At 69.6% G+C, this 10,835-nt stretch carries 12 protein-coding genes; 2 read left to right on the top strand and 10 right to left on the bottom strand.

The genetic code is table 11. From position 1 onward, the window contains the following. The first annotated feature begins 56 nt into the window (after positions 1 to 56). Both Q0D75_RS14320 and Q0D75_RS14315 read left to right on the top strand, forming a co-directional pair. Positions 57 to 839 (top strand): cyclase family protein, encoded by a 783-nt coding sequence (locus tag Q0D75_RS14320; RefSeq protein ID WP_291054659.1) that lies wholly within the window; start codon positions 57 to 59, stop codon positions 837 to 839. Positions 840 to 842: 3 nt separating this feature from the next. Next, entirely contained in the window at positions 843 to 2,477 is a 1,635-nt protein-coding gene (locus Q0D75_RS14315; RefSeq protein ID WP_291054656.1) for a thiamine pyrophosphate-binding protein, read from the top strand. An 84-nt stretch (positions 2,478 to 2,561) separates the two neighbouring features. Here the strand turns inward: Q0D75_RS14315 and Q0D75_RS14310 are convergent, their stop codons facing one another. The 10 genes from Q0D75_RS14310 to Q0D75_RS14265 all read right to left on the bottom strand — a co-directional run. Further along, complete coding sequence (locus tag Q0D75_RS14310; protein WP_291054654.1) at positions 2,562 to 3,053, bottom strand: VOC family protein; 492 nt, start codon at positions 3,051 to 3,053, stop codon at positions 2,562 to 2,564. Between the two features lie 31 nt (positions 3,054 to 3,084). Then, on the bottom strand, positions 3,085 to 3,978 hold the full coding sequence (locus Q0D75_RS14305) for a fumarylacetoacetate hydrolase family protein (protein ID WP_291054651.1): 894 nt from the start codon (positions 3,976 to 3,978) through the stop codon (positions 3,085 to 3,087). Positions 3,979 to 3,980: 2 nt separating this feature from the next. Then, complete coding sequence (locus Q0D75_RS14300) at positions 3,981 to 4,184, bottom strand: hypothetical protein (protein ID WP_291054648.1); 204 nt, start codon at positions 4,182 to 4,184, stop codon at positions 3,981 to 3,983. A gap of 40 nt (positions 4,185 to 4,224) precedes the next feature. Then, a complete protein-coding gene (locus tag Q0D75_RS14295; RefSeq protein WP_291054645.1) occupies positions 4,225 to 5,544 on the bottom strand; it encodes an AMP-binding protein in 1,320 nt (439 codons plus the stop codon). A gap of 104 nt (positions 5,545 to 5,648) precedes the next feature. Continuing rightward, positions 5,649 to 6,944, bottom strand: coding sequence for a carboxylesterase family protein (locus tag Q0D75_RS14290; protein WP_291054642.1), 1,296 nt, complete (start codon positions 6,942 to 6,944; stop codon positions 5,649 to 5,651). A 13-nt stretch (positions 6,945 to 6,957) separates the two neighbouring features. Then, positions 6,958 to 8,211, bottom strand: a complete 1,254-nt coding sequence (locus Q0D75_RS14285) for a hypothetical protein (protein WP_291054639.1) — start codon at positions 8,209 to 8,211, stop codon at positions 6,958 to 6,960. Between the two features lie 55 nt (positions 8,212 to 8,266). Next, positions 8,267 to 8,683: a nuclear transport factor 2 family protein gene (locus Q0D75_RS14280; protein WP_291054636.1), complete on the bottom strand. Its 417-nt coding sequence runs from the start codon at positions 8,681 to 8,683 to the stop codon at positions 8,267 to 8,269. A gap of 30 nt (positions 8,684 to 8,713) precedes the next feature. Then, positions 8,714 to 9,259: a cupin domain-containing protein gene (locus Q0D75_RS14275; RefSeq protein ID WP_291054634.1), complete on the bottom strand. Its 546-nt coding sequence runs from the start codon at positions 9,257 to 9,259 to the stop codon at positions 8,714 to 8,716. After that, positions 9,256 to 10,077, bottom strand: coding sequence for an ABC transporter ATP-binding protein (locus tag Q0D75_RS14270; RefSeq protein ID WP_291054631.1), 822 nt, complete (start codon positions 10,075 to 10,077; stop codon positions 9,256 to 9,258). The genes Q0D75_RS14275 and Q0D75_RS14270 overlap by 4 nt, the downstream gene beginning before the upstream one ends. Next, a partial coding sequence (locus Q0D75_RS14265) for an ABC transporter permease (RefSeq protein WP_291054628.1) occupies positions 10,074 to 10,835 on the bottom strand: 762 nt, incomplete at its 5' end. The genes Q0D75_RS14265 and Q0D75_RS14270, both read right to left, overlap by 4 nt.

Below are 10,835 nucleotides of genomic sequence, written 5' to 3'. Positions count from 1 at the left end.
GTGCCAGAAGTCGAGCGTGCGCGCTAGAGTCGGGGCACACATCTGATTGGAGAATCGTGAGCGGATCGAATGTCATCGCCGAATTCCTGTCCGGGATCACCGGAGGCTCGCTGAAGGTCGTCGACCTGACGAACAAGCTGAGCAGCAGCACCCCCACCCTGCGGCTGCCGGATCCGTTCGCCAACCTGATCGACTTCAGCCTCGAAGAGGTCAGCGCCTACAACGAGCCCGGCCCGTACTGGAAGCACCACAACATCCACACCGGCGAGCACATCGGCACGCACCTCGACGCCCCCGTGCACTGGGCCACCGGCCGCGACGGGCTCGACGTCTCCCAGATTCTGCCGGAGCGCCTGATCGGTCCTGCCGTCGTGATCGACAAGACCGCCGAGGTGGAAGCCGACGCCGACTTCCTGCTCGAGATCGACGACATCCTCGCCTGGGAGGCCGAGCACGGCGAGCTGCCCGCGAACAGCTGGCTGCTGCTGCGCACCGGCTGGGAGAAGTTCTCCGACAGCCAGGAGGCGTTCCTCAACGCCGACGAGAACGGCCCGCACACCCCCGGCATCTCCGCCGCCTGCGCCAAGTGGCTGGCCGAAGAGTGTCCCATCTCGGGCTTCGGCGTGGAGACGGTCGGCATCGACGCCGGTTCGGCCGGCGGCATGGATCCCGCTTTCCCCGCGCACTTCTACCTGCTGGGCGCCGACAAGTACGGCCTCACCTCGCTGCAGAACCTGGGCGAGCTGCCGGCCACCGGCGCCATGCTCGTCGTCAGCCCGCTGCCGATCGTGGGAGGCACCGGAAGCCCCACCCGCGTGTTCGCGATCACCGGCGCCTGAGTCGTGAACGTCGCAGAACTCGTCGGCACAGCCCTGGGCCGGCTCGGTGTCGGCCACGTCTTCACCGTGGTCGGCAGCGGGAACTTCGAGGTCACCAACGCCCTCGCGGCAGCGGGCGTGCCCGTCACCACCGCGCGGCACGAGGGCGGCGCGGCCACCATGGCCGACGCCTTCTCGCGCATGAGCGACCTGCCGGCCGTGCTCACCACGCATCAGGGCTGCGGGCTCACCAACGCGGCCACGGGCATCGGCGAGGCGGCCAAGAGCCGCACCCCGCTGATCGTGCTCACCGCCGACGTGGCCACCGGCTCGGTCACCTCGAACTTCAAGATCGATCAGGATGCTCTGGCCCGCAGCCTCGGCGCCGTCGCCGAGCGCGTGCACTCGGCCGGTACGGCCCTCGCCGACGTGACGCGGGCCTACCGCACGGCCGTCAACGAGCGCCGCACGGTGGTGATCAGCCTGCCGCTGGACGTGCAGGCCGCCGCCGCGCCGCCGCTTCCGGATGATCTCGCGGTGGTTCCCGACACCCCGGTGCGTCCTTCCGCGGCAGCGGTCGAGGAGTTGGCGACCGCCATCCGCGCCGCCTCGCGCCCCGTGTTCGTGGCCGGGCGCGGAGGTCGTGGAGCCGGTGCCGAGATCGCGGCGCTGGCCGAGGCATCCGGAGCCCTGCTCGCCACCTCGGCGGTGGCTAACGGCCTCTTCCACGACGAGCCCTTCGCGCTCGGCATCTCGGGCGGCTTCTCGTCGCCGCTGACCGCCGAACTGATCTCCTCGGCCGACCTCGTGGTGGGCTGGGGGTGCGCGCTGAACATGTGGACCATGCGTCACGGCAACCTGATCGGTGCGGATGCCACGGTCGTGCAGATCGACGTCGAGGGCCGTGCTCTCGGAGCGAATCGGCCGATCGACCTCGGCATCGTGGGCGACTCCGCCCTCACCGCCGTGGACGTGCTCGCCGCTCTCGAGGCTTCGCCCCGGGAAGGTGCGGGATACCGCTCCGCTCCCCTGCCGGGTTCGGTGCGCTGGAACGACGTCGAGACCCCGGATGTCTCGACCGCGACCTCGATCGACCCGCGCGTGCTCTCGCGGGAGATCGACCTCCGGCTGCCGGCCGAGCGCATCGTCTCGATCGACTCGGGCAACTTCATGGGCTACCCGAGCGCCTACCTCGCGGTGCCCGACGAGCGGGGATTCTGCTTCACGCAGGCGTTCCAGTCGATCGGCCTGGGCCTGGCCACGGCCATCGGCGCGGGCCTCGCGCAGCCGTCGCGGCTGCCGGTGCTCGGAACGGGCGACGGCGGCTTCCTGATGGCCATCGCCGAACTCGAGACGGCCGTGCGCATCGGCCTTCCGCTCGTGGTGATCGTCTACAACGACGCCGCCTACGGCGCGGAGGTGCACCACTTCGGGGCGGACACCGACCTCTCGACGGTGACCTTCCCCGAGACCGACATCGCCTCGATCGCCCGCGGCTACGGCGCCACCGGGCTCACGGTCCGCACGCCCGCCGACCTCGCCCCCCTCGACGAGTGGCTCGCCACCCCCGGCGGCCCCACCACCCCCCTCGTCATCGACGCCAAGATCGCCTCCGACGGCGGCTCCTGGTGGCTCCACGAGGCCTTCAAGGGCCACTAGCCCCTCCCCCGCGGCACCGAGAAGTCGCAAACGGCCCCTAAACCCGAGGTTCAGGGGCCGTTTGCGACTTCTCGAGGGAAGGGACTACGCCCAGATCTGGGTGTAGGGGTGGGAGCAGAGTTCCACCACGGTGCCCCAGGGGTCTTCCATGTAGCGGATGCGGTAGTTCTTGGCCGGGTCGATCACCACGGTGTCGGAGCGGGCACGGCCGCCCGCGGCGATGAAGCGCTCGCTCACGCCGTCGAAGTCGACCGCGGTGAGCGAGATGTGGTTGATGCCGGTCTTCCAGAACTCGAAGTTGTCCTCCGGCGCGACGGTGGCCGGCGAGGCGAAGTGGAAGAGCTCGAGGCCGGCGCCATCCGCCCCACAGAGGTGGGCGAAGCGGAAGCTCGTGAAACCGACGCCGTAGATGTTGGCGGCGGCGAGGCCGAGCGGCGAGTCGTCTTCGAGCACCTCGAGCGGGCCGGCCAGCAGGTAGTAGCCGAGCGTGTCGCGGTACCAGTCGATGGCGGCCTCGAGGTCGGGCACGGTGACCCCGACGTGGCTGAAGGCGGTGGCGGGGGGCGGAGTGGCCATGGAATCGTTCCTTCGTTACGGGGTGGGATGATCAGGCGGGCGAGGTCAGATCCGTCGCCGTCACGCGGTTGCGCAGCTCGCCGAGGCCGTCGACGCGCGTGACGATCTCGTCGCCGTCGGCGAGGAAGACGGCGGGCTCGCGGGCGCTGCCGATACCGCTCGGCGTGCCGGTGAGCACCACGTCGCCGGCCTCGAGCGTCATGCCACGGCTGAGCTCTTCGAGCAGCACGGGAACGGTGAAGGCCATCGCCGTGGCGGGCGCGTTCTGCCGGGTCTCGCCGTTGACGGTGAGCGAGAGCTGCAACGAGGTCAGGTCGACCTCGTCGGCCGTAGTGATCCAGGGGCCGATCGGCATCGTGCCGTCGACGCTCTTGCCCTTCAGCCACTGGCCGCCGTGCTGGCGCTGCAGGTCGCGCTGCGAGATGTCGTTGGCCACGAAGTATCCGAACACGTGATCGGCGGCCGTCTCGGCGCGCAACGAGCGGCCCGGCGTGCCGATCACGAGCGCGATCTCGACCTCGTAGTCCCACTTCGCCGAGAGCCCGGCGTCGAAGGCGATCGGATCGGCCGGGCCGATCACCACGCCCGGCCCCTTGGTGAAGAACGTCGGATGCTCCGGCATCTCCACCGGTCCTTGGCCGTCGCGCTTGCCGAGCGATTCGGAGAAGTGGTCGGTGTAGTTCCAGCCGGTGCAGAGGATGTCGCGGTTGAAGCGGGTGAGCGGCGCCAGGAACACCACGGCGTCGGCGGGAACGGCCTCCGCCGAAGCCAGCAGCGCCGACACCTCGGCGAGCGCGGGCCCCAACCCGAGCCGCACGAGGTCGTCGACACCGGGAGCGCCGACCGGCAGCACGAATAGCTGCTCCTTCTCGCCCAGCACGGCGGTACGGATGCCGTCGCCGTAGGCGACGCGTGCCAGCCGCATCCTCAGCAGTTGCTGTCGGTGAGGTGCTCGTACACGAGCGCCAGGTCGCCGACGGCCACGCCGAGGGCGCTGAGCGCCACCCGCACGTTCGATTCGGTGCTCGGGGCGAGTCCGCCGCCGGCTTCGAGCGCCTTGAGGCTCTCGTAGGCGTCGAGCAGCTGCTGCTCCTTGGCGGTCAGGGCGTTGCCGATGAGGTCCACGGCCATGTCGTACTCCTTGGGTGTCGGTGCCAGCAGAGAAGTCGCGCTAGCGCAGGTCTTGAAGGCGCTTGGCCTTCAGTTCGAACCGGGGCAGGGTGTTCTCGGGTGCGCGCTCGATGATGAAGCGCAGGCCCTCGTGGCCGTCGGCCAGCTCGGTGCCGAGCTTGGTGATGAGCTCGGACCACTCCGCATCCGTCACCGAGGGCACCGGCTCGGCCAGCAGCGTGATCTCGTCGCGGATGCCCTCGCGGGTGATCTTCACCTGGAACTCGTCGATCACGGGGAACGCCCGCACGATGGCCTCGACGGCCCGCGGATACACGTTCGTGCCGCGCACGAGCTTCATGTCGTCGACCCGGCCGAGGATGCCACCCTGGTACAGATCCCAGGTGCGCCCGTTCGAGGTGATGGTGTGCGGCACCTTCACCACCAGGTCGGAGGTACGGTACTTGATCAGCGGGATCATGCTGCGGCCGAACGAGGTCGTGATGCGTTCGCCCCGCTCGCCGTAGGGCAGCTCGATGCCGGTCTCGGGGTCGATCACCCGCTCCACGAACTGGTCTTCGATGATGTGGGTGCCGCCGGGCTGATCCTCCGGCTCGAACATGAAGATGGTCGAGATCTCGGTCATGCCGGCGGTGTCGAAGCTCTTGGCACCCCAGAGTTCCTCGATCAGCTCCTTGGTCTTCGGCGGGATCGGCTCCCCCGAGAGCACGATCCGGCTCACCTTGGAGTTCTTGAGGTCGATGCCGAGGTTCTCGGCCTCCTGGGCCAGTCGCAGCGCATAGGTGGGGGTGGATGCCACGACCGTGACGTCGTAGTCGATGATCTGCTTCACGCGAGTCGGCGTGGGCTGCGCGCCTCCCGGGATGGTGGTGGCGCCGAGCTTCTCCAGGCCGTTGTGCAGGCCCCAGAAGCCGATGAAGGTGCCGTAGCCGAAGGCCACGTAGCCGATGTCGTTCGGCCGCACGCCCATGCCCCAGAGGGCATACGACCACATCTCGGCCGACCACGACCAGTCCTTGCGGCTGTCCAGCGCCCGCAGCGGGGTCTTGCCGGAGGTGCCGCTCGTGGTGTGGAAGCGGATGGCGTTCTCGTGCCCGGCCACCGGCAGTTCGCCGTAGGGCGGGAAGTCGTTCTGGCTACGCATCCACTCCTCGCGGGTGAGGAAGGGCACGCGGTCGTAGTCGTCCCAGCTGTTCAACTGAGCGGAGGTGAACCCGGCCCGCTGGAAGGACTTCTTGTAGAAGACGCTGCGCGCCTCGGCCCACTCGATCACGCGCTTGAACTTCACGAACTGCAGGGCCGACAGGTCTTCCCTCGACATCGTCTCGGTCTTGGGGTTCCAGTACGGGCTGTCATTCATCAGCGAATCACCTTTCGTTCGATTCCGGCGTGACGGAGCGGGTACTCACTTCGACAGTAGGGTTCGTTCGTTTCGGCCAGATTACATTGCAGTTACGATCGTCACTAGTAGGAAATGGAATTTTTCCGGCCGATCTCGCCGCGCACGAATCCGGCCAGGTTCGCCACCCAGCGGGCCGAGACCTCGGCGAAGCGCACCGGATGCACGCCCGCCAGCATCGGCGCATCGCCCCAGAGCGGCCGGTTGCCGAACTGGAACGGCAGATCGAAGCAGTGCGCGGCGCCGAGCCCGTCGAGCGGACTGCGCTCGTCGAACCGCTCGAGCTGCACCACGCGGCCGGCGGCGCGGTGCGCGATGGCCAGCTCGGTCGCGAACCGGGAGAAATGCCGCCAGGTGGTGACGGCGATCAGGCGCTCGTAGGGGGTGTCGCCGGCCGGGGGCGGTGCATCCCAGGCCTCCACGAGCCGGTCGACCTGCTCATCGGCGACGGCGCGGTCGCCCGGATCGGCGAAGCTGAAGATGCCCGTCTCCGATGCCGTGGTGCGGATGTACACGGCGTCGACGTGACAGGCGGCCGCCGCCGCGACCGGATCCCACACGTCGGGCGAGGAGAACTCGCCGATCGCCGGGAGGTACGAGCGCGGCAGGTCGCCGAGCGCACGCGGCGTGGCGAGGGCGTCGCGGCCCGCTTCGAGCAGAGTGCCGATGGGCACCTGCTGCAGCGATTCGTCGCCTGTGCTCGCCTGCACCCTGGCCGTGATCTCCCGTGCGAGCTCCGGCGAGCGGCCGGGCTCGGTGCCCATGCTGAGCAGGGCCGCGCGCGTCACCAGACCCCGGGCGGCCGGATGCACGCTGAGCGCGTGCGCGTACCAGCCGCCCGCCGAATGCCCGGCCACGGTGACCTCGCCCGGATCGCCGCCGTAGGAGGAGACGTTCTCCTGCACCCACTCCAGGGCGAGCAGCAGATCCTCCAGCGGGCGGTTGTGCAGCACCTCGGTGTCGACCGGCTGCAGGTGCGCGAGCGGGCCCACCCGGTAGTTGACGGTCACGACGACGAGGCCGGAGGCCGCGAGCACCGAGCCGTCGTACCAGGCCGCCGATCCGCCGCCCGTCGTCCAGGCGCCGCCGTGGAGGAAGACCAGTACCGGGAGGTCGCGGGCCCCCTCCGGCGCCCAGACGTTCAGGTAGAAGGCGTCCTCGGCCTGCGGATTGCGGTCGATCTCGGAGCCCATGGCCGCCGAGAGCCGGCTCGGCAGCTGCGGGAAGACGGGCACGTCGACGAGCCGACGCACGCCGCTCCGCGCACCCGCCCGCCCGCGCGCCCGCACAGGAGCGGCGAACCGCTCCCCGCCCGGCAGCTCGGCGTAGCGCAGGCCGAGCGAGGAGACGATGCGGCCCACCTCGGACCCCACGTCAGAGAACGGGCACGATGTAGTCGGCGCCCACGAGTCCGTCGGCGAAGACCTCGTAGCTCATCGGCGCCGCCACCGCACCGTGCCGGGCGCCGGTGTTCACGTCGCGCCAGAGCTTCTCGAGCGGGCTCGAGGCGGCGAACGCCGAGGAGCCGGCCAGCCACATCAGCTCATTCATCGCCTCGACCGTGCTGCGGCCGGAGTGCCCCGCGTCGCCGCGGATCTTGGCGCGCTGCTCGGAGGTGAGCGGCACGGTGCCCTGCGCGGTACGGTCGATCAGCTCGGCGGCCCGGGTGAGGTGCAGGATCGAGGTGTCGATCTTCATCGCCGCCTCGCCCAGATCCTTCACGAAGGCGCCCGACTCGTTCTGCCGGGCATAGGTGGTGTTGGCCACGCTGCGCTTCTTCGCGTTGGCCGCCACGATGTCCAGCGCGGCCTGCGCGGCACCCACGATCGGGGCCGAGATGGTGGTGGCCATAGTCGACATCGGGGTGAGGCGGCGGCCGAGCGGAGCATCCGCATCCGTCTCGAAGCCCTCGCCCATCAGCCGGTCGTAGAAGCAGATGCGCTCGGCGGGGATCCACACGTTCTCGGCCACGATCGTGTTGCTGCCGGTGGCGCGCATGCCCACGGTGTGCCAGGTGTCCTTCACCGAGTACTCGCCGCGCTTCATCAGGGCGAAGCCGATCTCGGTCTCGCCCTCGGCGGACCCTTCGCGCTGCACCGGGAGGATGCCGATGGCCCAGTCGGAGTCGTTGATGTTGGAGGAGTACGGCCACTCACCCTCCACCCGGTAGCCGCCGTCCTCGCCCTTGGCGAAGCCGTGCGGGCTGACGAAGATCGAGGCCATCTTGACGGTCTCGCCGCCGTCGAACACCTCGTCGACCACCGAGTCCTCGTAGCGGTTGGTGAGCATCACCGATCCGTTGGAGATGACGGTGACCCAGCCGGAGGCCGCGCAGTAGTAGGCGAGCGTGCGGGCCACCTCGGCCAGCATGAGCGCGCCGCCCTCGTAGCCGCCGTAGCGGGCGAGGCGGGCGATGTCGAAGGCGCCGGTGGACTGGATGGCGGCGATCGACTCGGGCGAGAGGTGCCGGTCGGCCTCGCCCTGGGCGGAGTGGGCACGCAGGATCGGCCCGATCTCGTGGATCTTCCGCACGATCTCTGCGGTGGCGGCGATGCTCTCGGCGGGGGTGGGGCCGGCCGAGGTCTGGGCGGTGATGGGCGTCGGGGCGGTGAGCGTGGTGGATTCCATGGTGCTGACTCCTCTGGGTGGGTGTCGGTCTGATGGGTGTCGGTCTGCGGGTGTCTTACGGGGTGTCGACGGGAGTGAGGATGCTGCGGGAGACCTCGAGCAGGTCCATGTACTCGGCGGCGGCCGTGATGCGCCCTCCGGCGATCGTCATCACGGTGATGATGTCGTTCTCGAAGGTGGCGCCGGTCACCGATTCCGCTTTCTCGTGCACCTGGGTGATCACGGTCGAGCGCTCGAGGTCTTCGAACATCCCGGTCACCGCCATCTGCACGGTGCCGGGCCGGAACGAGGCGATCAGCGTGGCGATGAGCTCGCCGAAGAACTCGTCCTGACCGTGGTAGGTCTTGGCGATCGGCACGGTGCGGCCGACGACCGTCCACTCGACGTCGGGGGCGAGGATCGCCTTCAGCGTGTCGACGTCACCGGCGGCGTTGGCCGACCAGAACTGCTCGACGAGGGGCAGATTGGACATGGTGCTCCTTTCCGTTCTCAGCGGCGGGTGTCAGGACGGCCGGGTGCCGGGAGGCCCCAGGATGGTGATGCCCGCGGTCGCCGCAGCCGTCATCAGGCGCGACTCGAGGGCGGGTGTCATCGCGAAGTCCTCGGGCAGCCCCCGGTGCTCGGCGGGGTCGGATGCCTCGCGCAGGAAGTCCTCGAAGCCCGAGGGGGCGAGGATGACGAGCCAGCGCGCCGCGCGGTCGGGCGACACCTGGAAGCTGTGCGGAACATCCTTCGGTAGCAGGATGAAGTCGCCCGCGCCGAGCGTGGCGGTGATGCCCTGCGCCCAGTAGGTGATCTCGCCCTCGAGGATGAAGAAGATCTCGTCCTCGGCGTCGTGCTCGTGCAGCGGCGGCTGCGAGCTCGGCCGCGCGTGGTGCATCGCGATGGTCAGGCGGCCGCCGGTCTTCGACCCGTCGACGATGATCTCCACGAGATCGCCGAGGAACCAGAGCGACTCGCGCTCGGTGTCGCGCACGATGACGACCTCGCCGGGAGCCTCTGGAGCCGTGGTGCCGTCGGTGGCCTCGGCGGTCTCGGTGCGGGTCATGCGGCCACCTCCGGGCGCAGCAGTTCGCGGATCTCGTGCCGCAGCACGCCGAACCGGGGGTCGGAGATGATGGTGTCCAGCGAGCGACCCGTTCCGAACGGAACCTCGAAGACGGTGCGGATGCGCGCGGGCCGGCTGGAGAGCACCACCACGCGGTCGGCGAGCAGGATGGCCTCGTCGATGTCGTGCGTCACGAGAAGGGTGGTGGTCTTCAGCTGGCCGATGATGCGCAGCAGCTCCTCCTGCAGGTAGCTGCGGGTGAGGGCGTCGAGCGCGCCGAGCGGTTCGTCCAGCAGCAGCAGGGTCGGCTCGATCGCGATCCCGCGCGCGAGCGCCGCCCGCTGCTGCATGCCACCGCTGAGCTGGTTCGGGTACTTGTCGAGGTGCTCGCCGAGATGCACGGTCTCGAGGGCGGCGATCGCCCGGCGGCGGCGCTCCTCGGCCGGGACGCCGATCTGCTCAAGCGCGAACTCCACGTTCTTCAGCACCGAGCGCCACGGCAGCAGCCGCGGGTTCTGGAACACATAAGCGCTGCGCAGGTCGCTGCGCGCCAGGTCGACCGTGCCGGTCGAGACATCCGTCAGCCCGGCCAGGATGTTCAGCAGCGTGGACTTGCCGCACCCCGAGGGGCCGATGAGGGCCACCACCTCGCCCTCGCGGAGCTCGAGGTCGATGCCCTCGAGCACCGGGAGCGCCTGCTTGGGGTAGGTCTTGCCCACCCCGCGGAAGCCCACCATGGGGACCGCCGAGGGGGCTGCCGCCGTGGCTGCGACCACGGCCTCGTTCGTGGCCGTCGCCGGCTGGGTCGTCATCGTCATGACCGTCCTTTCAGGTGCCGGGTGAGCAGTCGCTCCACCGGCCGGAAGATGCCGTACTCCACCAGCAGGGTGAGCGCGACGATGGAGAGGCCCCACATGAACACCGCGGCGGTGTCGAGCAGCTTGATCGAGGTGTTCACCTGGAAGCCCACCCCCGCGGTGCCCATCAGGTACTCCGAGAACAGCGTGATCTGCCAGGCCACGCCGAGGGTGATCCGGGCGCCCGCCAGCAGGTAGGGCACCACCGAGGGCAGCACGACCGAGCGCATGATCGAGCCCTCGCTCGCCTGGTAGGCCCGGCTCATCTCGGTGAGGTCGGGATCGATCGAGCGGGTGCCCTGGATGACGTTGATCAGGAAGTAGCTGATCGAGCCCGCCACCGTCACCCCGATCACCGCGGCGTCGCTCACGCCCATGATCACCAGGGCGAGCGCGATCAGCACGATGGTGGGCACGGTCTGCAGGAAGATCATCGGCACCCGGGAGAGGTCTTCGGCGATCTTCGAGCGGCCGATCAGGATGCCGAGCGGCAGGCCGATCACGATCACCAGTCCGAAAGCGGCGAGCAGGTGCTGCACCGTGGCCAGGATCTCCTCGACCCAGACGCCGCGGCCGAGGGCGGAGAGGAACTGGTCCCAGACGTCCAGCGGCGATGGCAGGATGTAGGCCGGGAACTGGGTGGAGGCCAGCGCCCACACCACGAAGATCACGATCACGCTGGCGACGACCCGGGCGGGGCGCTTCCAGCCGCCGCGGCG

The organism is Herbiconiux sp. (assembly GCF_023264855.1).
In the GTDB taxonomy this organism is placed as follows: Bacteria; Actinomycetota; Actinomycetes; order Actinomycetales; family Microbacteriaceae; genus Herbiconiux.
Note: the sequence above shows the minus strand (reverse complement) of the source record. Positions and strands in the feature narration are given on the sequence as shown.

Excerpts from the sequence above, each read along its gene's own strand:
- Q0D75_RS14310 (WP_291054654.1), bottom strand. The coding sequence starts at position 3,053 with ATGGCCACTCCGCCCCCCGCCACCGCCTTCAGCCACGTCGGGGTCACC.
- Q0D75_RS14305 (WP_291054651.1), bottom strand. The coding sequence starts at position 3,978 with ATGCGGCTGGCACGCGTCGCCTACGGCGACGGCATCCGTACCGCCGTG.
- Q0D75_RS14300 (WP_291054648.1), bottom strand. The coding sequence starts at position 4,184 with ATGGCCGTGGACCTCATCGGCAACGCCCTGACCGCCAAGGAGCAGCAG.
- Q0D75_RS14295 (WP_291054645.1), bottom strand. The coding sequence starts at position 5,544 with ATGAATGACAGCCCGTACTGGAACCCCAAGACCGAGACGATGTCGAGG.
- Q0D75_RS14285 (WP_291054639.1), bottom strand. The coding sequence starts at position 8,211 with ATGGAATCCACCACGCTCACCGCCCCGACGCCCATCACCGCCCAGACC.
- Q0D75_RS14280 (WP_291054636.1), bottom strand. The coding sequence starts at position 8,683 with ATGTCCAATCTGCCCCTCGTCGAGCAGTTCTGGTCGGCCAACGCCGCC.
- Q0D75_RS14275 (WP_291054634.1), bottom strand. The coding sequence starts at position 9,259 with ATGACCCGCACCGAGACCGCCGAGGCCACCGACGGCACCACGGCTCCA.
- Q0D75_RS14270 (WP_291054631.1), bottom strand. The coding sequence starts at position 10,077 with ATGACGATGACGACCCAGCCGGCGACGGCCACGAACGAGGCCGTGGTC.